This is a genomic window from Streptomyces actuosus, assembly GCF_016921115.1.
GTDB classification, from domain to species: domain Bacteria; phylum Actinomycetota; class Actinomycetes; order Streptomycetales; family Streptomycetaceae; genus Streptomyces; species Streptomyces actuosus_A.
In genome coordinates this window covers 1-21,727 of sequence record NZ_JAFFZS010000057.1, presented here as the reverse complement: position 1 = coordinate 21,727, position 21,727 = coordinate 1, and the positions used below count along the sequence as shown (strand labels likewise).

The 21,727-nt window shown below is 73.3% G+C and carries 17 protein-coding genes; 11 read left to right on the top strand and 6 right to left on the bottom strand.

Features of this window, described 5'->3' with window-relative positions; genetic code table 11:
- Positions 1-47: 47 nt before the first annotated feature.
- Complete coding sequence (locus JS756_RS34275) at positions 48-929, top strand: GNAT family N-acetyltransferase (RefSeq protein WP_205387184.1); 882 nt, start codon at positions 48-50, stop codon at positions 927-929.
- 257 nt (positions 930-1,186) lie between these two features.
- Here JS756_RS34275 and JS756_RS34270 read toward each other — a convergent pair whose 3' ends face one another.
- A complete protein-coding gene (locus JS756_RS34270; RefSeq protein ID WP_205387190.1) occupies positions 1,187-1,933 on the bottom strand; it encodes an NAD(P)-dependent oxidoreductase in 747 nt (248 codons plus the stop codon).
- Between the two features lie 119 nt (positions 1,934-2,052).
- On the opposite strand from JS756_RS34270, the gene JS756_RS34265 reads away from it, so the two are divergent.
- Entirely contained in the window at positions 2,053-2,751 is a 699-nt protein-coding gene (locus JS756_RS34265) for a TetR/AcrR family transcriptional regulator C-terminal domain-containing protein (RefSeq protein ID WP_205387183.1), read from the top strand.
- A gap of 218 nt (positions 2,752-2,969) precedes the next feature.
- Here the strand turns inward: JS756_RS34265 and JS756_RS34260 are convergent, their stop codons facing one another.
- On the bottom strand, positions 2,970-6,491 hold the full coding sequence (locus JS756_RS34260; RefSeq protein WP_205387182.1) for a glycosyl hydrolase: 3,522 nt from the start codon (positions 6,489-6,491) through the stop codon (positions 2,970-2,972).
- An 848-nt stretch (positions 6,492-7,339) separates the two neighbouring features.
- Here JS756_RS34260 and JS756_RS34255 point away from each other — a divergent pair.
- From JS756_RS34255 to JS756_RS34235, 5 genes are all read left to right on the top strand, one after another.
- Complete coding sequence (locus JS756_RS34255) at positions 7,340-8,650, top strand: ABC transporter substrate-binding protein (protein WP_205387181.1); 1,311 nt, start codon at positions 7,340-7,342, stop codon at positions 8,648-8,650.
- A gap of 108 nt (positions 8,651-8,758) precedes the next feature.
- On the top strand, positions 8,759-9,706 hold the full coding sequence (locus tag JS756_RS34250; protein WP_205387180.1) for a carbohydrate ABC transporter permease: 948 nt from the start codon (positions 8,759-8,761) through the stop codon (positions 9,704-9,706).
- Positions 9,703-10,608, top strand: a complete 906-nt coding sequence (locus tag JS756_RS34245; RefSeq protein WP_205387179.1) for a carbohydrate ABC transporter permease — start codon at positions 9,703-9,705, stop codon at positions 10,606-10,608. Before JS756_RS34250 ends, JS756_RS34245 begins: the two co-directional genes overlap by 4 nt.
- An 871-nt stretch (positions 10,609-11,479) precedes the next feature.
- Positions 11,480-12,883 (top strand): GH1 family beta-glucosidase, encoded by a 1,404-nt coding sequence (locus JS756_RS34240; RefSeq protein ID WP_205387178.1) that lies wholly within the window; start codon positions 11,480-11,482, stop codon positions 12,881-12,883.
- A gap of 142 nt (positions 12,884-13,025) precedes the next feature.
- On the top strand, positions 13,026-14,075 hold the full coding sequence (locus tag JS756_RS34235; protein ID WP_205387177.1) for a LacI family DNA-binding transcriptional regulator: 1,050 nt from the start codon (positions 13,026-13,028) through the stop codon (positions 14,073-14,075).
- 93 nt (positions 14,076-14,168) lie between these two features.
- Here the strand turns inward: JS756_RS34235 and JS756_RS34230 are convergent, their stop codons facing one another.
- The 4 genes from JS756_RS34230 to JS756_RS34215 form a co-directional block, all read right to left on the bottom strand.
- Complete coding sequence (locus JS756_RS34230) at positions 14,169-14,612, bottom strand: DUF6299 family protein (protein WP_205387176.1); 444 nt, start codon at positions 14,610-14,612, stop codon at positions 14,169-14,171.
- Positions 14,613-14,956: 344 nt separating this feature from the next.
- Positions 14,957-15,778: a nucleotidyltransferase domain-containing protein gene (locus JS756_RS34225; RefSeq protein ID WP_307791405.1), complete on the bottom strand. Its 822-nt coding sequence runs from the start codon at positions 15,776-15,778 to the stop codon at positions 14,957-14,959.
- Between the two features lie 469 nt (positions 15,779-16,247).
- Positions 16,248-16,646, bottom strand: a complete 399-nt coding sequence (locus tag JS756_RS34220) for a RidA family protein (RefSeq protein WP_205387174.1) — start codon at positions 16,644-16,646, stop codon at positions 16,248-16,250.
- Positions 16,643-17,869 (bottom strand): acyl-CoA dehydrogenase family protein, encoded by a 1,227-nt coding sequence (locus tag JS756_RS34215; protein ID WP_205387173.1) that lies wholly within the window; start codon positions 17,867-17,869, stop codon positions 16,643-16,645. The genes JS756_RS34220 and JS756_RS34215 overlap by 4 nt, the downstream gene beginning before the upstream one ends.
- 147 nt (positions 17,870-18,016) lie before the next feature.
- Between JS756_RS34215 and JS756_RS34210 the strand changes: the two genes are divergently transcribed.
- From JS756_RS34210 to JS756_RS34195, 4 genes are all read left to right on the top strand, one after another.
- Positions 18,017-19,600 (top strand): AMP-binding protein, encoded by a 1,584-nt coding sequence (locus JS756_RS34210; protein ID WP_205387172.1) that lies wholly within the window; start codon positions 18,017-18,019, stop codon positions 19,598-19,600.
- A gap of 37 nt (positions 19,601-19,637) precedes the next feature.
- On the top strand, positions 19,638-20,471 hold the full coding sequence (locus tag JS756_RS34205; RefSeq protein ID WP_205387171.1) for a PaaX family transcriptional regulator: 834 nt from the start codon (positions 19,638-19,640) through the stop codon (positions 20,469-20,471).
- 82 nt (positions 20,472-20,553) lie between these two features.
- Positions 20,554-21,438 (top strand): sulfotransferase family protein, encoded by an 885-nt coding sequence (locus JS756_RS34200; RefSeq protein ID WP_205387170.1) that lies wholly within the window; start codon positions 20,554-20,556, stop codon positions 21,436-21,438.
- Positions 21,439-21,443: 5 nt separating this feature from the next.
- Positions 21,444-21,727, top strand: a 284-nt coding sequence (locus tag JS756_RS34195; protein ID WP_205387189.1) for an adenylyl-sulfate kinase, incomplete at its 3' end; no start/stop codon positions are given.

The window sequence follows — 21,727 nt, the reverse complement described above, 5'->3', positions numbered from 1 at the left end:
GGACGCAGGCCTTCCCCGTGGCCGAGCCGGTCGGGGATCATGCGGCGATGCGCACGGATGACTGGCACCTCACCGAAGACGTCGACGAATTCCTCGCCCGTGCCGGCGAGTTCCTGCACGCCCGCCCCGTTCGGCACCTCATGCAACTGACGTGGACGGCCAGACTGCGCGAACGCGGGGTGACCGCGTTCGGCTCCCAGGCCCCCGTCTTCGGCCGGCTGGAGCGAGCGGGCGAGGTCCACGCCGCCTTCCACCGCCTCCCGTCCCGCGGCCTGGGACCCACTCCCCTCACCTCCGAGCAGGCCGACGGCCTCGCCGCCCACTTGGTCGCCCAAGGGCACTCCCTCCCCTACGTCAGCGCGGACCACCGCACGGCCACGGCCTTCGCGGAGGCCTGGCAGCGGCACACGGGGGCGACGCCGACCCTCCGCGTCCGGCTGTGCCTCTACCGCCTCGGCACGCTCACCCCGCCGGAGCCCGTCCCGGCGGGCCGGGGCCGCCTCGTGGGCGAGCCGGACCACGAGCAACTCATGCACTGGTGCCGCGGGTTCGCGGCGGATGTCGGGGAGGACGTCGCCATCGACGCCGCCTCCTGGGCCGGCACCCGCTTCGCCGGCAAGCGCTACACGTTCTGGGAGACCCCGGACGGCACGCCCGTCTCCATGGCGGGTGTGAATCCGACGATCGCCGGCCTGGCCCAGGTGGACCCCGTCTACACCCCGGCCGACCTGCGCGGGCGCGGCTACGCGGGCGCCGTGACGGTGGAGGTGAGCCGGGCCGCGCTGGCGGCAGGCGCCAAGGAGGTCGTGCTGTTCACGCATGCGGCCAACCCCACCAGCAACGCCCTCTACCAGCGCCTGGGGTTCCTCCCGGTCACGGACTGGGCCGTGTACGACTTCGCTCACGCCGAGCCGGTAGCCGGTCCGTGAGGCGACCGGCGTCGCGGGCGCCACGCCGTCAGCGGGGCCGCCCACCCGGAGCGCGGTGCGCCTCGCCGCGGGCCGGCGGGACACACGCCGGAATCAGACCCCACCGGCACACGGCCTGGACGACGCGGGAGCAGGCGCCGTCGCCCGCGACGCCCGCGCCTGGACCTGTCGCCCCGCAGGGCGGGGCGGGTCGGGCCGGCCGGTGAAACCCGGGTCCCGGCGGGGGGCCCGCGGGAGCGGGCGGGGCGCAGCGGGGCTCACGACGCGTCGGCGGGTGCGGCCGGGGCGTGGGCGAGGGCGGAGGGGGTGAGCCGGCCGACGATCGCCGGGGCCTCGCGGACGAGTGCGTCGTTCTCCACCGCCTCGACCATGAACAGGGCGAAGTCCACACGCCGCGTCAGATTGCTCGCCAGCACGGGGTCGCCCACGTGCCGGCTCCACACGGGCAGTCCCTGGCTCTCACCTTCCTCCAGGTCGCTGCCGCGGACCACGGTCCAGCGGGTGTCGCTGGCGAAGATCCTGCGGCAGGCCTCCACCTGATCGTCCAGGTCGACCACGCGCGCGAGTTTCGCCAGCGCCCCGAAGACCGCGACGAACGCCCTGAGCCGCAGCGGGTACACGTCCTTCCCGTCGCGTGTGATGTGCCATCCGCAGGAGAACACCAGGCGTGCGCCGGGAGGTGCGAGGTCGAGGACCGCCTGCGCCGTGCCGGACGCGTAGTGGCGCATCCCCCACGGGGCGAGCACGGTGAGCACCGCGTCGCACCCGTCGACGGCCCGGGCGACGACGGCGCGGTCGTCGGTCGCACCCGGCAGGACCGTGATCCGGTCGCCGAACTCCGCGAGCTTGGCCACGCTCTGCTCCCGGCACACGCCCACCACCTCGTAGCCGCGGTCCAGGGCGTGCCGCACCATGTGGCGCCCGAGCTTCCCCGAGGCTCCGACGATGCACACCTTCTTCCGCCCGTCCGCCGTGCGCGTCTCGTCGGGACCGTACGACTCCATGACCTTGTCCTCCGCTCTCCCCACCGGTGATCCTTACGTCGTAAGGCTCCTTACGACGTAAGGCTACCTTACGAAGTAAGGTGGTCGAGGGAGTCACAGAGGCAGACGAGGAGAAAGCGTTGTCCGGACAGGAAGCCCGCACGCCGGAACGCCGCCGGAGCGAACCGCTGAACAGGGAGACCGTCCTGAAGGCGGCGGTCGACCTGGCCGACGAGGCGGGCGTGGGTGCGCTGACCATGCGCAAGCTCGCCGAGCGTCTCGGGGTCGAGGCCATGTCCCTGTACCACCACGTGGCCAACAAGGACGCGATCCTCGACGGCATGGTCGACGTGGTCTTCGGCGAGGTCGGCCTGCCGCCGGACGAGCTCGGCTGGAAGGCCGCGATGCGGCAGCGGGCGGTGTCGCTGCGCGACGCGCTCAGCCGCCACCGGTGGGCGATCGGTCTGATGGAGTCGCGCACGAACCCCGGGCCCAGGACGCTTCGCCACCACGACGCGGTCATCGGCAGCCTGCGAACGGGCGGCTTCTCCGTCGCGGGCGCTGCGCACGCCTTCTCCCTGCTGGACAGTTACGTGTACGGCTTCGCGCTGCAGGAGGCCACCCTGCCGTTCGAGGCATCCGGGGGTGACGTCGGGGAGCTGGCGGAGGCGATCCTCGACTCGGCGCCACGCAGCGCGTTCCCGCACCTCACCGAGCTGGCGGTCCGTCACGTCGCCCAGCCGGACTACGCGTACGCCGACGAGTTCGCCATCGGGCTCGACCTGGTCCTCGACGGCCTGGAGCTGCGGCGCGCGCACCCGGACTGGTCCGGCGACTGAGGACCGCGCCGGGCACGCGGACGGGACGAACGTCCTGCGGCGCATCCCCGGGGCGGAGGCCGAAGGGTGCCGGACGGGGCCGGGTCGAGCGCGTCGGGTTCCGGGTGCCGGGCACGGCGCGCGCCGCCCGCCGGCCCGTCACCGCACCCGGCCGCGGTGCACGACCGAGGTCCGGACCCGTCGGGTCCGGACCTCGGTCTCGGCTGCTGCCGCTCCCGTCAGGCGTAGGGCAGGTGCAGCACGGAGAGGTCGCCGGTGCCCAGGCTGCCGGGGCCGGCGCCGAGCGCGCTCCACACCTTCAGCTGGACCGTACCGCCCCGCAGGTCGCAGGCCGCGCCGCCGGCGGAGACCAGACCGGCACCGTCCGTGTAGTGCTCCCAACCGGCGACCGGGTCCGTGGCGAAGTACCGGTACGTCTCGACCCGGTCCCACGTCCCGTCCGCCGTGCAGTCGTACGAGAGCTGCGCCTGCACAGCGCTGCCGACGGCCGCTCCCGCGTCCACGGCCAGGTCGAACGAGGGGGCGCCACCGGTGTACGACAGGGTCAACCCGGTCGCCGTCGACGTCACCGGCTCGTACGGCGTTCCGTCGTGGTTGGCGCCCCCGGCCGACGGCACCGCGACTGCGCCCGAGGTGCCGCTGCCGGCCGTCAGGTCCCCGCCGCCCTGCACGTACAGCGTCGGCGAGGAGGGGGCCGACGTCGTGGGCGTCGCGGTGCCGGTCGGGTCCCCGGCGGTGGAGCGGTAGGGCAGGTGCAGCACGGAGAGGTCGCCGGTGCCCAGGCTGCCGGGGCCGGCGCCGAGCGCGCTCCACACCTTCAGCTGGACCGTACCGCCCCGCAGGTCGCAGGCCGCGCCGCCGGCGGAGACCAGACCGGCACCGTCCGTGTAGTGCTCCCAACCGGCGACCGGGTCCGTGGCGAAGTACCGGTACGTCTCGACCCGGTCCCACGTCCCGTCCGCCGTGCAGTCGTACGAGAGCTGCGCCTGCACCGCGCTGCCGACGACCGCTCCCGCGTCCACGGCCAGGTCGAACGAGGGGGCGCCCTGGTCGTGGACGAGGTCGAGCCCGGTCGCGGTGAGGGTGACGGGGTGGTACGGGGCGCCGTCGTGGTTGGCGCCGTCCGCCGAGGGCACGGGCACGCTGCCGGAGCCGGCCGTGGTGCCGGACAGCGTGCCGTCGGACTGCAGGTACAGCGTGGAGGAGGAACCCGTGCCGCCGGTGGGCGAGCCGGTCGGGCTGGGCGAGCCCGTGGGGGTGGCGGTGTCCGTGGGCGTCGGGGTGGGTGTCGGGGTGGGGCCGCCCGTGGCGTTGCCACCGCTCCAGTTCTGGGCGCCGGACGCGACGGTCCTGCCGGCCGGCAGCGGGAGGGAGGTCCCGTCGGAGAAGTGCACGGTGGTGCCGGCGGACGTGGCGTTGGCGGCGACGTAGGTGCGCCGGCCGTTCTTCACGAAGACGGCAGCCATCGGGCTGTCGGCCGTGACCGAGGAGTCCACGGTGCCGAGAGCGGCGAGGTTGCGGATCCAGTGGAAGGTGTGGGCCTTGCTCTCGCCTTCCTCGGAGGTGAAGGAGTTGTCGGCGCGGAAGTCGGCCAGAGCGGCGTCGCCGTCGCCGAGAGCCAGGTACTCGTACCAGATGTCGGTCCACAGGGTGGGACGCGTCCCACCGCTTCGGTCGAGCATGTCCTGGTAGTCGGCCTTGACGTAGTCCGGGTCGCGGCCCAGGTAGAGGTGCCCGCCGGTCACCGGCAGCAGGTTGATGCCCTGGATCTGCTCGGGAGCACTGGAGAACCAGGTCGAGTAGGCGCCTCCGTTGCCCCACACCATGCCGACCTGCCGGTGCGGGAAGCCGCTCGGGTAGATCTCGTCGTGCAGGTCGAACCAGTAGTCGTCGATCGCGGCGGCCTGCGTCGTGTACATGTAGATGCCGGCGTCGCGGACGGCCTTGTCCCCGGTGGCGACGCCCCACTGGATCAGGGCGTTGTCGAAGTTCATACCCTCGGACGAGGACTCCTGGTTGTTGCCCGCGGCGAACGAGCCGTGGCCGGAGGCCCAGTCGTGGCCGCTGTAGATGTCGAAGTCGCGCAGGTAGGGGAAGCGCTTGTCGCTGCGGTCGTAGTTGTCGGCGTCGCGGATGAGCAGGTCGACCATGCCGCCGTAGCCGCCGGAGGAGGCCCACTCCGGGTCGAACTTGGCGAGGGTCGCGGCGGCCGCGACGTAGTAGCCGTAGTGGAAGTGGTGGTCGTTGAGCTCCTGGTCCGACCCGTAGGAGGCCGGGTAGCCGATGAGGGTGCCCCAGGCGTCGTCGTAGTAGAACAGGTGCTTCGTCTCGTTCGCCGAGGCGGTGAACCAGTCCGTGAGCCGGGAGCGGATCGCCTCCAGCGCGGCGTCCCGGACATCGGTGTTCCCGGTCTGGTCGGCGATCTCCGCCAGGCGCGCCGCGCGTCCGAGCCCCTTGCCGGTCCAGTACGTGTCGTCGCTGACCTGCCCGGTCGGGTCGCTCTTCTCGGCGTTCAGGTAGTTCTGCAGGGTGGCCGCGTCGGTGCCGGAGCCGTCGGCGACCGCGGGCACCTCGGGCAGCACGCCGTGGAAGACCATCGAGGTGGTGAACGCGTCGATGCCCGCGAGGATCTTCAGGGGGCCGCGCGAGGAGAGGTAGGTCTGCGGCAGGGGGCTGCCGGAGGCGAGGTGGCGCCACTGGTGCGGCAGCAGCGCGGCGACCGTGCCGGTCGCGGAGCCCTCCAGCGCGTCGGTGGTGTAGCGGTAGGTCGTGGTGACCGTGCTGTCGCTCTCGTCGTAGCGGTAGGAGACGGCGGTCCCGGTGACGTGGTTGTGGGCGTACGCCCCGTACTGCGCGGCGAGCGCGGCCCGGTCGGACGCCGGCGTGGACGAGGTGGTCGGCAGGACCGCCACGGAGAAGTAGCCCTTGCCGGCCAGCGCGGAGGTGAGGGTGGAGCCGTTGACGGACCAGGTGGCGCCGGTGGGCGCGAAGGCGACGTAGTCGTGCCCGTCGACCCGGTAGCCGATCGTCCCGCCGGAACGGGACCAGACGGTGAGCGCCGCCCCGGGCGCCGCCTGTATGCGTGCGTCGCCGCCGGTGGCGCGGAAGTAGGCGAAGGGCAGGCCCGAGCCGATGGTGGCGCGCAGGGTGTGCGCTCCGTCGCTGAGGAGCGGGCTGACCGTCCAGTCGCTCCAGTCGTCGACCTTCACCTCGGGTGCCGCGAGGCCGGCGACGCCGACGACGAAGTCCTCCGCGTAGGGGAAGTGGTACTCGCCGACGCCGCTCCCGCTGCCGGAGATCGCCGGGGTGGTGCTGTAGGAGACGCCGAGTCCGCCCGACTGCGCCCGGTAGCCGAGCGGCTGGGCGAACAGTGGTTCCCCGTAGGCGCAGTCGGTGCGCTTCCACAGGATGGACGACCACCAGTCGTTGGTGGGGACCGCTCCCGAGGGGGCGTCGGACGTCACCCAGTGCCGGGGATCGGTCGACAGGTCGGCGCAGCCGGACGGCAGCGGGCCGGGCGGCTGCGTGGTGTAGCTGCCCCGGCCGACCGTCTCGGCCCCGGCGGAGTGCGAGGTGAGCACGGTCAGTGCGGCACCGAGGAGCGCGACGACCACGCCGAGCACGGCGGTGCGCGGGTGACGGTGCGGTCGCCGGATGCGCCGTTGCCGGGTGCCGGGGCGGGCACCCGGCGGTGCGCTGCGCCCCGGCGTTGCCGGGGGTGGGTGGCTCGCAGAGAGCATGGGACATCTCCTGTGTGGGGTCACGGGTGACGCATCCGGCCCGATGGCCGGGTGCGCTCGTGCAGGCAGACGGACGTGGAGAAGGGACTGCGGGGCGACGGCAGGGTCCGTCGCGTGGAAACCGGGGAAGCGCACCCCCGCGCAACACGCCATGAGAGCGTTCTCAAACCTGGGAGGCTAGGGAGCACGTCCGCACGGTGTCAACATGTGCGCAACACTCCGGTAACGGGGACTTCACGCTGCGCGCCGAGCTCCGGGGTCGATGTGACAAGGCTTCCTTTTGAGCCACTTGACGACCCGTCGAGCCTGCCGAGCCTGCCGTCCACCACTTGGCAGGCCCTCCCCCCGCGGCTCCGCGGGACTCGACCCGAACGTCCCCGGCGGGTGTCCAAAGGCCGTTCGTCTTCTGTACGGGGCCGACCCGCCCGCCGACCACCCGGAGGCCGCCGCGCCCCGCCCCGCGCCCGCCGGCCACCTCCCCACCGCCCACACCCCCGCCGACCGCACCGCGACCCCACCACCCGGCCGCACCGAGACCCGGCACCGCACCCCGTGACACTTCCCCACCCCAACGGACCGGCACGGACGAGCCGGTACCGGCACCCGGCTCGACCTCGCCGGGCACCGCCGCACCCCTCTCACCCCGACGGCCGGACGGCCACCGGGGTCGGGGCGACTCCGGACCGCGGCCGGGCCGGCATGGCGCACCCGTTGTCCGTTCCGTTATCCGTTCGGCTCTTGACGCGGCCGGAGCCGCTGCGGAGACTGAGCACCGCTTGAGAGCGCTCTCAAACGGTTCTCGGCATCGCGTCCCGCACAGTCCCGTCCCGAAGCCATGGGAGGCTTCCATGCCCATCTCCCGAGCCGCCGCACAAGCCACCCTCAGACTCGGGGCGGTCGCACTCGCCGGTGCTCTCCTCGCCGCCTGCGGATCCGGGTCGTCCGGGTCCTCCAAGTCGTCCGCGGACGGCGGCAAGGTCACCCTCACGGTCGATCTGTTCGGCACCTTCGGCTTCAAGGAGGCCGGCCTCTACGCGGAGTACGAGAAGGCACACCCCCACATCACGATCAAGGAGTCCAGCACCGAGAACGAGGCCGACTACTGGAAGGCCCTGCAGACCCGGCTCGCCGGCGGCGGGGGCCTCGCCGACGTCCAGGGCATCGAGGTGGGCCGCATCGCCTCGGTCACCCAGCAGCAGGCCGACAAGTTCCAGGACCTGAACTCCTTCGGCGCCGCGAGCCTGAAGAACGACTACTCCGCGGCCAAGTGGGCGGCGGCCACGACGACCGACGGCCGCACGCTCGGCCTGGGCACGGATGTCGGCCCGGAGGCGATCTGCTACCGCACGGACCTGTTCGAGAAGGCCGGCCTGCCCACCGACCGGGACGAGCTGGCCAAGAAGTGGGCCACCTGGGACGGCTACCTGGAGCTGGGCAAGCAGTACCAGGCCGAGGCCGACTCCAAGAGCCACTGGATGGACAGTGTCGGAAGCCTCTACTCGCTGATGATGGGGCAGCAGAAGGAGCGCTACTACGACGCCTCCGGAAAGCTCGTCTACCAGGACAACCAGGCAGTCAAGACAGCCTGGGACACCTCCGTCAAGGCGGCGCAGGACGGGTTGAGCGCCAAGCTCGCCCAGTGGACCCCCGCCTGGAACCAGGCGTTCAGCAGCGGTTCCTTCGCGACCATCGGCTGCCCCGCCTGGATGCTGGGCTACATCAAGGGCCAGGCCGGTGACGGCGGCGCCGGCACCTGGGACGTCGCGCCGCTGCCCGGCGGTGTCGCGGGCAACTGGGGCGGCTCGTACCTCGCCGTCCCGAAGGGCGCCTCGCACGCCAAGGAGGCCTACGAGCTGATCAAGTGGCTGACGGCGGCGCCGCAGCAGGCGAAGCTGTTCGAGAAGCAGGGCAGTTTCCCCTCGAACCTCGGTGCCATCAAGGAGGTCGAGGACGTCAAGGACGCCTACTTCAGCAACGCCCCGATCGGTGAGATCTTCGGCAAGGCCGCCGAGAGCTCGCCCGTGCAGGTGCTCGGCGTGCACGACAACGACGTGAACACGCAGATCACCAACGCGCTCGGCGAGGTCGAGCGCAAGGGCACCAGCTCCGCCACCGCCTGGGGCCACGCCGAGAAGGGCGTCCGGAACGCGGTCGGCTGACCCCGCGTCACCCGGCCGCGTGGGGCGCGAAGGACCGCCTCCCCGGCCCTGCCGCTCCTTCGCGCCCTCCCCCGACGTCCCTCGGACTCTCCGATCGAAGGTCCCACCATGACCCTGACCGCCACCGCGCCGCCGCGGACCACGCGGCCACCGGCCCCCCTGCGGCGGTTCCTGGCCCGGCTGTCGCCCTACGCGTACATCACCCCGTTCTTCGCGCTGTTCGCCGCCTTCGGGCTGTTCCCGCTGCTGTACACGGCCTACGTCTCGCTCTACCGCGTCGAGCTCCAGACACCGGGGCAGATGGAGTGGCGGGGCCTGGACAACTACACCTCCCTCTTCGGCGACGAGTACTTCTGGACCGCCCTGCGCAACACCTTCACCATCGGTGTCGTCTCCACCGTCCCGCAGCTGCTGATGGCGCTCGGCCTGGCCCACCTGCTCCACTACAAGCTGCGGGGCCGCACGTTCTTCCGCGTCACGATGCTGCTGCCCTACGCCACGTCCGTGGCGGCGGCCACCCTGGTCTTCGCCCAGCTCTTCGGCCGCGACTTCGGACTGATCAACTATCTGCTGGGGCTGGCCGGCATCGACCCGGTCGACTGGCAGTCCGGCACGGTCGCCTCGCAGATCGCCGTGTCCACCATCGTCACGTGGCGCTGGACCGGCTACAACGCGCTGATCTACCTCGCCGGCATGCAGTCCATCCCGGCCGACCTGTACGAGGCCGCCGAGTTGGACGGCGCCTCCCGCTGGCGGCAGTTCCTGCACGTCACCCTGCCCGGGCTGCGTCCCACCGTCCTGTTCACGATCGTGGTGTCCACCATCGGCGCGACCCAGTTGTTCGGCGAGCCCCTGCTCTTCGAGGGCAGCGTCTCCGGCGGTATCTCGCACCAGTACCAGACCCTCGGGCTCTACATGTACGAACAGGGCTGGGGCTTCTTCCACCTCGGCCGCGCCGCCGCCACCGCCTGGGTGATGTTCCTGCTCATCGTCCTGCTGGTGCTGGGCAACACCTTCGTCGCCCGCCGTCGCGGCGGTAAGGAGACCGAGCGATGACGACTCTCGCCGCGCCGCAGCCCACCCGCGAGGCCGAGACCTCCTCCCGTCCGGCCCGCCGTCCGCGCGGGGGGCGGGCGGGAGGCCAGCAGCACGGAGGACGCGTCGCGTACGCCGTCCTCGTCGTGGCGGCCCTGTTCTCGGCGTTCCCCTTCTACTGGACGATCGTGGCGGCCACCCGCTCCAACGCGGAGCTGGCCGCCAGCCCGCCGGCACTGCTGCCCGGCGGCAACCTGATGCACAACTTCCGCCAGGTGCTCGAACAGGCCGACATCGGCAAGGCGCTGCTCAACTCCCTCGTCGTCTCCGGCTCGGTGACGGTGGGGACGGTGCTGTGCTCGACCCTGGCCGGCTTCGCCTTCGCCAAGCTCCGCTTCCGGGGGCGCAACGCGCTGCTCGCCCTCACCATCGGCACGATGATGATCCCGCCCCAGCTCGGGGTGATCCCGCTGTTCATGCTCATCGCCCGGCTGCACTGGGTGAACCAGCTCCAGGCCGTCATCCTGCCCGGGCTGGTGTCCGCCTTCGGTGTCTTCTTCATGCGCCAGTACCTGCTGCAGGCGCTGCCCGACGAACTCATCGAGGCCGCCCGGGTCGACGGCGCCTCGACGGCGCGGATCTTCTGGAGCATCGTCGTCCCGATCGCGCGGCCGGGCATGGCGGTGCTCGGGATCCTGACCTTCATGGCCTCGTGGAACGACTTCTTCTGGCCGATCATCGCGCTCACCTCGCAGGAGCCGACGGTCCAGGTCGCCCTGCGGCAGCTGGGCGGGGGATACGTCCACGACCAGTCCGTCATCATGGCCGGCACCCTGCTCGGCACGCTGCCCGTCCTGGTCGTCTTCGGTCTGCTGGGCCGGCAGATCGTGGGCGGCATCATGCAGGGCGCGGTGAAGGGCTAGTGGGCTTCTGATGGATCTCCGTGGAGGTAGGAGCGGCGTCCCGTGCGTCCGCGCGGCGCGCCGGCCGGAAGCCCTCGTACCGGGCCTGCTCGGGCTCTCGGCCGGTACGGCGAGTGCCGGTCCCCCCTGCTCGAAGAGCTCGGGTGGGGGTCCCCCCTGCTCGAAGAGCTCGGGTGGGGGTCCCCCCTGCTCGAAGAGCTCGGGTGGGGGTCCCCCCTGCTCGAAGAGCTCGGGTGGGGGTCCCCCCTGCTCGAAGAGCTCGGGTGGGGGTCCCCCCTGCTCGAAGAGCTCGGGGGAGCGTGCCGGGCGCCGCGGCGCCGCGGAGATCCGTCAGGGGCCCCCGCGTGCCGTGACCGCGACGCCCGGCCGCGGGGGAGGACCGGGAGACCGCCGACCCCGTCCCGCGCACCGCCGCAGCACGACGGAGCACGCCCGGAGTCCGGACGCATACGGGCCGTGCGGCTGCCCGGCGCAGGACCTCCCCCGGCCGGCGATTCCGGGAGTCGCGCCGCGGACCGCGAGCCGGTGACCACCGCAGGTCGCGGCGCCGGCCCGCGCACGGCCCGCCTCGACCCGACCGGCACCCCCGCGGGACCGGCACCCAGCCCCCGGGCACGGCCCCCGGGCGCGTCGCGCCCGCCCCCGACAGCCCCCGGCCGCCGGCCTCGTGCCCCGGCACGCACCGCCCGCCCCGCTTCCGGCGTGCCGGGGCCGGGCCGCCGGCCGGGGGCGACACGGCCCGGTCTCCTCTCCTGCCCGCGGACCGCACCCCTGGGGTCCTGTCCCCCTCCGGTACCGCGACCGCACCCCGCCCGACCGGCCCAGGAACCTCCTCGGCCCCACCTCTCGCCACGACCACGATGGAGTCCCCATGACCGCAATCGACGCCCGCACCGCGACCTCTGACGGGGTGACCTTCCCGCCGGGGTTCCGCTGGGGTGCCGCGACGGCCGCCTACCAGATCGAGGGGGCCGCCGCCGAGGACGGCCGGACCCCGTCCATCTGGGACACCTTCAGCAGGATCCCGGGCAAGGTGCGCAACGGCGACACCGGAGACGTCGCGGCCGACCACTACCACCGCATGCGGGAGGACGTCGCGCTGATGGCCTCCCTCGGCCTGACGGACTACCGCTTCTCGGTCTCCTGGCCGCGCGTGCAGCCGACGGGCCGCGGCCCGGCCAGCCGGAAGGGCCTGGACTTCTACCGCGGCCTGGTCGACGAACTGCTCGCCCACGGCATCCGGCCGGTACTGACGCTGTACCACTGGGACCTTCCGCAGGAGCTGGAGGACGCGGGCGGCTGGCCGGCACGCGACACGGCATACCGGTTCGCCGACTACACGGCGCTCGTGGCGGAGGCGCTCGGCGACCGGGTACGGACCTGGACGACGCTGAACGAGCCGTGGTGCGCGGCGTTCCTCGGCTACGCCGACGGCGTGCACGCACCGGGCCGCACGGAGCCGGAGGCTGCCCTGCGTGCGGCGCACCACCTGAACCTGGGCCACGGCCTGGCCGTCGGTGCGCTGCGCCGGACGGTGCAGCCGTCGGCCGAGGTGTCGCTGACGCTGAACCTCGCGGCCGTCCGGCCGCTGACCGACGGGCCGGCCGACGCGGACGCGGCGCGACGCGTCGACGCGCTGGCCAACCGGGTCTTCCTGGACCCCGTCTTCCGCGGCGACTACCCCGAGGACCTGAGGGCGGACACCGCAGGGCTCACCGACTGGTCGTTCGTCCGGGACGGGGACCTCCGCATCGTCTCGCGGCCCGTCGACAGCCTGGGCATCAACTACTACTCCCCCACCGTGGTCGCCGCCGGCTCCCACCCGCTGCCCTCCCCCTGGCCCGCCGCTCAGGACCACGTGCGCTTCGTGCCCGCGCCGGGACCGCGCACCGCCATGGACTGGCCGGTGGACGCCGAGGGCCTGTACACGCTGCTGACCCGGCTGCGGGAGGAACTGCCGGACCTTCCGCTGCTCGTGACCGAGAACGGCGCCGCCTACGACGACTACGCCGACCCGAGCGGAGCCGTGCACGACCCCGAGCGGATCACCTACCTGCGATCGCACCTGGAGGCGGTGCACCGGGCGATGGCGGTGGGTGCGGACGTCCGCGGCTACTTCCTGTGGTCGCTGCTGGACAACTTCGAGTGGGCCTACGGCTACGGCAAGCGCTTCGGCATGGTGCACGTGGACTACCCCAGCCAGCGCCGCACGCCCAAGGACAGCGCCCGCTGGTACGCGGACGTGGCCGCCCACGGCCGGCTCCCGCACGCCTGAGGCCCTCCCGGCCGGCGCCGCCGGACGGTGCGGGGCGCGGGCGGACGCCCCCACGGGCGATCTGGTGAGAGCGCTCTCCACCAGGGCGTCTCCGGCGGGACGCGGGAGGCTACGCTGTCCCCGTCCCCGAGAGGAGCGTTCCTTGTCCGACCAGATCTCCGCGCGCCGCCCCACCCTGGAAGCCGTAGCCGAACGGGCCGGCGTCTCCCGGGCCACTGTGTCCCGTGTCGTGAACGGGGGCAGCGGAGTGCGGGAGGCTCTGGTGGAGAAGGTCCGCCGTGCCGTCGAGGAGTTGGGGTACGTGCCCAACCAGGCGGCCCGCACCCTGGTCACCCGGCGCACCGGGGCGGTCGCCGTCATCGCCGCGGAGCCGGAGACCAAGGTCTTCACCAACCCCTTCTTCGCCCAGCAGCTGCTCGGCATCAGCCGGGAACTGGCCGCCCACGACCATCAGCTGGTGCTGCTGCTGACGGAGGGCGCGGCCGACTACGAGCGGGTGGGCCGCTACCTCGCCGGCGGGCACGTGGACGGCGCGGTGCTGTTCTCCCTGCACAACGAGGACCCGCTGCCGGACATCGTCCGCCGGGTGGGGATCCCGACCGTGTTCGGCGGCCGCCCGGGCTGGCCGGGGGCGGAGGCGGACCGCAGTCTTCTCTACGTCGACTCGGACAACCGCGGCGGGGCCCGCGCGGCCGTGCGCCACCTGATGGCGCGGGGGTGCGGCCGGATCGCGACGATCACCGGGCCGATGGACCAGACAGCGTCCGTGGACCGGCTCGACGGGTACCACGACATGCTCATGGACGCCGATCCCCAGCTGATCGTGGAGAGCGACTTCACCGAGGCGGGCGGCGCGCAGGCGATGGCGGCACTGCTGGACCGCGTCCCCGACCTGGACGGTGTCTTCGTCGCCTCGGACCTCATGGCCGCCGGCGCCCTGCGGATTCTGCGGGAGCGCGGACGCCGGGTGCCCGAGGACGTGGCGGTCGTCGGATTCGACGACATGGCCGACGTCGCGGAGCTGACCGACCCTCCGCTGACGACGGTCCGGCAGGAGATCGAGGAGATGGGCCGGCTGATGGTGCGCCTGCTGCTGCGCGGCCTGGAGGGGCAGGTGAAGGGCGGCGGCGTCGGCCGGCCGCTGTCCTCCGTGATCATCCCGACCCAGCTGGTGCGACGCTCCTCGGCGTGAGCGGAACGGCCGACGCGGGACGGGCCGCGGACCGCGCGGCGCCTTCCTCGCCTGCCGGGCTCTGCCCACCGCCGGGCGGGGGCTTGCAGGCGGTCAGTCCGCGGTGAGGGTGACGTCCTGCTGCCGGACGGCGTGGAAGCGGGGCAGCGGGAGACCGCCCTGGGAGCGCAGTTCCATGACCGTGGCCTCGACGCGGGCGGGGCCCGGCTCCAGCGCTCCCGGCATGGGGCGGCCCGAGTTCCGCCAGGGGTGTTCGGCTCCGTCGCAGACCGCGCGGGTGCCACCGATGCCGTGCTGGACGCTCGGCGGCTTCTGGGCGAGGGAGGAACTGACGAAGACGGGGCCGGTGCTGCCGAGGCAGCGATAGGTGCCGGAGAGGGTGACCGTGCCGTCGGGCGCGATGTGGCCCGTGGGGTCGACCGTGACGATCTCGGAGGGGTCGGCGAACGCGGCCGGGGCCGCGGCCGGGAGGAGCAGCGCGGCGCCGGCCGCGGCCCCGAGGGCGAGGGGAAGGGACCGGCGCAGGGCGGTGGACATGGAACGCCTCCTGGTCATGGGGGCTTCCACAGGTACCGGGCGGCAACGTCCGGGCGTGTGACCGTCACTCCTTCGGTGGCGAGTCCGCACCGGTGATCGTGGAACGGCCCTTGGATTGCCCCGACGCGGATCCTCCGTGAGGCGCCCGATCGTGTGACGTCCGGGAGCCCGCGAGCGCCGTCCCGGCCGAGGCCCGACGGCGGCGGGCCGGTCGGGTGGCGGCACCGGGCGCTCCGCTGGAAACACCACGGCGCCATGTCCGTCAACGGCGGCACGGCCGGTCGCGCGATTCCCCGCACTCCTCCGGGGCACCACCGAAGCGCAGGAGCCTTCGCCCGGCGTGCTCAACCCCGGGGAGCGAGCCGCACGCACACCTCGGCGACGAGGTCGTCGGCGCTGTCGAGGACGGCGGACAGCTCCTCCGCGCCGGTGCCGGGCAGGGCGAACAGTCCGTGGGCCCGCGCGGAGAAGTCCGCCGGGGCGGCCGGAAGCCCGCCGGCGGCCCGGACGGCGTCCTTCTCGTTCAGCAGCCAGGCACCCGCGTGGGCGTGCAGGCCCTGGACGAGAAGCCCCACCGCTCGGAAGAGGCAGCCGGCGACGTAGAAGGCATCGCCGCGCGGCACGCCCTTGCGGGCGTTGGCGAGGACGAACGGCGCCTCCCACCGCGTGTGGGCGATCAGTGCCTCGCGCAGCGGCTCCGGACAGCGGCGCGCCCGCTGCTGCAGGGCCCGCAGCTCCCCGGTGGGATCGGCGAGCACACGTCCGACGGCCACCTCGCCGACGTAGGCCGGGGAGTACACCCCGAGCGGGTGACCGGCCTGGACGCCGACCTCGAAACGTCCCTCACGGCAGTCCTCCCAGATCCGGTGGACGCGGTCCAGGTCGCGGTAGATCCAGTCGACGCTGCGGCCGTCGACGGTCAACCAGGCCCCGCCGTCGACCCAGGGCCCCCAGCCGCCCGGTTCCGTCACCTCGACCGGCTCTCCGGTCAGCTCGGTCGCGAGACGCCGCAGGGCGGCGGTGTCCAGCGGCGTCCGGTAGTACAGGCCCAGGTCCACGTCGGAGTCGGGACGGTGCGTTCCCCTGGCCCGGCTGCCGCCCAGGCACACGCCGACCACTCCGCCGATGCCGACCAGCCGGTCCGCGATCTCCCTCAAGCGCTCCACGCCCCGGAGTCTGCCGAACCGGGTCGCCCACCGCGACCGTGTTGCGCACCGCCCCGCTCCGTCTCCCCCGCGCTCGCCCCGCCAGGGGAGGCGACGCGCGGTCCGCGCGCGTACCGGGACGGCAGGGGGCGTGGACGGCACCGGTGGTCCGCGCGGCGTGGGTGCCCGGCCGTCGCGCCGCATGCCCGACCGCCCGTGCCGGCCCCCGCGCCGGGTTCCGTCGACCGGTTCCTCCAGCCGGGCGGGCGGCACCGGGAAGCGCCCCGGTGCGGTCTCCGGGGGCCGGCGCCGACCGGGCCGGTCTCAGGGTTTCCGTGCTGTCCGGGTGGGTCGCGGGTTCCGGGGCGGGGCGGTGGCGTGTGGTCCCGCCGGTGGAGACGGGCGGCAGCGGTGCCTTGGGCGGCGGTGGGCAGGGCTTCGAGGCGCTTCGGCGGGGCGGGGGCGAGGGTGTCCCGGCCCGCGGCGGGCCCTACGGGAGCACCGCGAAGCCGTCCAGTTCCACCAGTGCCTGCTCGTCCCAGAGGCGTACGACGCCCACGACCGCCATCGCCGGGTAGTCGCGGCCCGCCGACTCCCGCCAGATGCGGCCCAGTTCGCGCGCGTGGGTGCGGTAGTCGGCGACGTCGGTCGCATAGACGGTGACGCGGGCGAGGTCGGCGGGGGTGCCTCCCGCGGCGGCGAGAGCAGCAAGGAGGTTTCCGAGCGCCGTGTCGAACTGCTCCGGCAGGGTGCGTCCGGTGACCTTGCCGTCGGCGTCGAGCGCGGTCTGGCCGGCCAGGAAGACGACGCGGGAGCCGGAGGCGACGACGGCGTGGGAGAAGCCGGCGGGCGGGGACAGGTGGGGCGGGTTGATGCGCCGGGTGGTCACTCGGCCTCCAGGTCGGCGTAGAGGTTCTTGGCGATGATGCCGCGCTGGACCTCGCTGGCGCCCTCGTAGATCCGCGGCGCACGCACCTCCCGGTAGAGGTGCTCCAGGAGGTGGCCGCGCTGCAGCGCGCGGGCGCCGTGGAGCTGCACGGCGGCGTCGACGACGTACTGGGCGGTCTCCGTGGCCAGCAGTTTCGCCATCGCGGCGCGCGCGGGGACGCCGGGGTCGTGCCGGTCGTGGGCCGTGGCCGCCGCGTACACCGTCAGGCGGGCCGCCTCGGTGCGCAGTGCCATCTCGGCGACCTGGTGGGAGACGGTCTGGAGGTCCTTCAGGGTGCCGCCGAAGGCGCGGCGCCGGGCGGTGTGCGCGACGGTGGCGTCCAGAGCTGCCTGCGCCATGCCGACGGCGAAGGCGCCGACGCTGGGGCGGAACAGGTCGAGGGTGCCCATGGCGACGCGGAAACCACGTCCGACCTCGCCGAGCACGTCGTCCGCGGTGACGGGGACCTCGTCGAGGAGCAGGGTGCCGATCGGGTGCGGGGAGACCATCTCCAGTGCACCGCCGCTCAGTCCGGGGCGGTCGGCGGGGACGAGGAAGGCGGTGACGCCGCGTGCGCCGCCGCCGGGGGAGGTGCGGGCGAAGACGGTGTAGAAGTCGGCCTCGGGGGCGTTGGAGATCCAGCACTTCTCACCGGTGAGCACCCAGCGCCGCCGGCCGTCGGGCGCCGCGTGCAGGGGACCGGGTTCCCCGGGCGGGGCCGGCCGCGGCCCCACGCTGTCCACCGCCGCCGGGCCAGGGCGGGGTCCGTCGGCGTTCTCCCCCTCGGCCCGCAGGCGCAGTGCGCCCGCGTCCGAGCCCGCCTCGGGCTCGCTCAGGGCGAAGGCGGGCACCGCGCTGCCGTCGGTCACCGCGGGCAGCCAGCGGTCGCGCTGGGCGGGGGTGCCGTGGGCGTGGACGGGATGGGCGCCCAGACCCTGGAGGGCGAGCGCGGTCTCGGCCTCGGTGCACGCGTAGGCGAGGGACTCGCGCATCAGGCACAGGTCGAGAGCACCGGAGGTGAACAGGCGCCGGAGCAGTCCGAGGCGGCCGAGTTCGGCGACGAGGGGGCGGTTGACGCGGCCGGGCTCGCCCTTCTCGGCGAGTGGACGCAGCCGGTCGGCGGCCAGGGCGCGCAGGTCGGCACACCAGATGGTTTGTGTCGGTTCGAGCGAGAATGCGGGCATCGCCGGTCCTCTCTCCCCGCGGCCGAACGGCCGCTCCCTCGACGATATCGCGCAGTATTGACTGTCGTCACCAAGGCGATACGCTCGCTGGGGCGACCCCACCACGAGCCCGCCAGGCAAGGCCACCAGGCAAGGGGGCGAACCGCCATGCACGTCTCGGCCCACGTCGACACCTTCGCGCGCGACCACCTGCCGCCGCCCGGCCAGTGGCCCGAGCTCCGCTTCGACCTGCCGGAGCTGGACTACCCCGAACAACTCAACTGCGCAGCCGAGCTGCTGGCAGGCCCCCCGGACGACCGCCCCGCCTTCCGCACGCCGGACGGCCCCGTCTGGACGTACGGCGCGCTGCGCGCCCGTGTCGACCGCGTCGCCCACGTGCTCACCGGCGAGCTGGGCGTCGTACCCGGCAACCGGGTGCTGCTGCGCGGTCCGACCACGCCGTGGCTGGCGGCCTGCTGGCTGGCGGTGCTCAAGGCGGGCGCGGTCGCCGTCACCGTCCTGGCCCAGCAGCGCCCGCACGAGCTGCGCACGATGTGCGAGATCGCCCGGGTCGGGCACGCCCTGTGCGACGTACGCGCCGTGGACGACCTGGTGAAGGCGGACGTACCGGGGCTGCGGATCGCCACCTACGGCGGCGACGCCCCGGACGACCTGCACCGGCGGCCGGTGCCGGACACCCCGTTCCGGGCCGTGGACACCGCGAGCGACGACGTGGCCCTGATCGCGTTCACGTCCGGCACCACCGGCCGCCCCAAGGGGTGCATGCATCTGCATCGGGACGTCCTCGCGATCGCCGACACCTTCTCCCGGCACGTCCTGAGACCGCGCGAGGACGACGTCTTCGCGGGGTCTCCCCCGCTCGGCTTCACCTTCGGCCTGGGCGGCCTGGTGATCTTCCCGCTGCGGGCGGGCGCCAGTGCGCTGCTGCTCGAACAGGCCGGCACCGGCCACCTGCTGCCCGCGATCGCCGCGCACCGCGTCTCGGTGCTGTTCACCGCCCCGACCGCCTACCGCGCGATGCTGGCCGACCTGGACGGCCAGGACGTGAGCTCGCTGCGCCGCTGCGTCTCGGCGGGCGAGAACCTGCCCGAGGCCACCTGGCACGCGTGGCGGGATCGGACCGGCCTCGGCATCATCAACGGCATCGGCGCCACCGAGTTGCTGCACATCTTCATATCCGCGGCCGACGAGGCGATCCGTCCCGGCACGACCGGGGTGCCCGTCCCGGGGTGGCGGGCCCGTGTGCAGGACGAGCTCGGGCGCCCGCTGCCCGACGGCGAGCCCGGTCTGCTGGCGGTCCGCGGTCCGGTGGGCTGCCGGTACCTCGCCGATCCCCGGCAGCGGGAGTACGTGCGCGACGGCTGGAACGTCACCGGCGACACCTACGTCCGCGAACCCGACGGCTACTTCCGGTACGTGGCCCGCGCCGACGACATGATCATCTCGGCCGGGTACAACATCGCCGGTCCCGAGGTGGAGGACGCGCTGCTGCGCCACCCGGACGTGATCGAGGCGGCGGTGGTGGGCCGGCCCGACGAGGACCGCGGGCAGGTCGTCGTGGCCCACACGGTACTGAGGGAGGGTGCGCCGAGGGACGCCGAGGCGCTGCGCGCCTTCGTCAAGTCGGAACTGGCGCCGTACAAGTGCCCGCGGGAGATCGTCTTCCTGGAGGCACTGCCGCGCACCGCGACCGGCAAGCTCCAGCGGTTCAAGCTCCGGGCGGACGAGTGACACCGAACGTGACCAGCAGCGATGCCGAAGTCCTAAGATGATCAACGTGTCAGACCAGCATGCTCCACGGTCCTTGATCGTCACGCTCTACGGCGCCTACGGCCGCTTCGCGCCGGGCCCGGTGCCCGTCGCCGAGCTGATCCGGCTGCTGGCGGCGCTCGGCGTCGACGCCCCGTCCGTCCGTTCGTCGGTCTCCCGGCTCAAACGGCGCGGCCTGCTTCTTCCGGCGCGCACCGCCCAGGGTGCCGCCGGTTACGAACTCTCACCGCAGGCCAGGCAGTTGCTGCTGGACGGCGACCGGCGGATCTACGCCGCGGCACCCCCCGAGGACGAGGGCTGGGTGCTGGCGGTGTTCTCGGTGCCGGAGTCGGAGCGGCAGAAGCGGCACGTCCTGCGCTCCCGGCTGGCCGGACTCGGCTTCGGCACGGCGGCTCCCGGCGTGTGGATCGCACCTGCGCGACTCTACGAGGAGACCCGGCACACCCTGGAGCGGCTCGGCCTGGAGGCGTACGTCGACTTCTTCCGCGGCGAGCACCTCGGCTTCGCGGCCACCGTGGAGGCGGTCTCCCGCTGGTGGGACCTGACGGCGATCGCCAAGGCGCACGAGGCGTTCCTCGACCGCCACGCGCGCGTGCTGCGCTCCTGGGAGAAGCGGGCGGACACCCCGCCCGAGGAGGCCTACCACGACTACCTCCTGGCCCTGGACTCCTGGCGCCACCTGCCGTACACCGACCCCGGCCTGCCGGCCGGCCTGCTGCCGGCCGACTGGCCCGGGGTTCGGTCGGCTGGGGTGTTCCAGGCTTTGCACCGGCGACTTCGGGACGCGGGAGCGGTCTTCGCGGGGATTTCGGACCAGCCGACGGAAGTGTGATATGAGCCACATTCGAAAGGGGTAAGCGAACCCTCAGGTTTCTCCGATCGTCTTCTCAGATTTCTTACCTAGTTTCTGGCGCATGAGTCTCCTGCGCAGCCTGAACCGGGCGCTGACCACCACCACCGGCCTTCAGGTGCGGCGCGCTCCCACACCCGGAGCAGCCGCAGCCGCGGCCGCTCCATGGAAACAGCCCGCGCCCACCTACCGGCGCACCTCGGCCGAGGACCTCCCGACCGATCGTTTGCTGCGGCAACCGGTCTTCATCATCTCGTCCGTGCGGTCCGGTTCCACCCTGCTGCGCATGATGCTGGGCGCCCACTCCCGGCTGCACGCCACCCACGAACTGCACCTGAGGTGGCTGCAGGTCGCCTTCGGCGGGTCCGTCCCGCTGCGCGCCATGGCCGAGCTCGACCTGGAGCGCGGGGACCTGGAGCATCTGCTGTGGGACCGCGTCCTGCACCGCGAACTGGTGCGCTCAAGAAAGGACTTCATCGTCGAGAAGACCCCGGGCAACGCTTTCGCCTTCTCACGCATCCGGGACTGCTGGCCCGACGCCCGGTTCGTCTTCCTGCTGCGCCACCCCGAGTCCGTCGCCCGGTCCTGGCACGACAGCGATCCCGTCAAACGGCCCTACGACAGGGCCGTCGAGGACGTGCTGAGCTACGTGGAGGCCGTCGACGAGGCCCGCCGCCGCAGCCCCGACGGCTGCACGGTGCGCTACGAGGACATCACCGCGGCCCCCGAGCGGGAGATGCGCCGCCTGAGCGCGTTCCTCGGCGTGGACTACGAACCGGCCATGCTGGAGTACGGCAGGAAGGGCGACGGGGACCTGGTCAGAGGCCTCGGCGACTGGCGCGCCAACATCCGCACCGGCACGGTCCAGCCGGGCCGCTCGCTGCCGGCCGACGACGAGGTACCGGCGACACTGCTGCCGATCTGCAGGGCGTGGGGATACACGGCGTGAGCGACATGGACGACAACGGCCGCGCCCGCGCCGGGGCCACGGTCTGGCTCACCGGGCTGCCCAGTTCCGGCAAGACGACCGTGGCCCGGCTCCTCTCCGCCCGGCTGGCGTCCGAGGGCCGGCGGGTGGAGGTGCTGGACGGCGACGAGATCCGCCGCTTCCTCTCCGCGGGCCTCGGCTTCAGCCGCGAGGACCGCCACACCAACGTGCAGCGCATCGGCTTCGTCGCCGAACTGCTCGCCCGCAACGGCGTCAAGGCGCTCGTCCCGGTCATCGCGCCGTACACCGA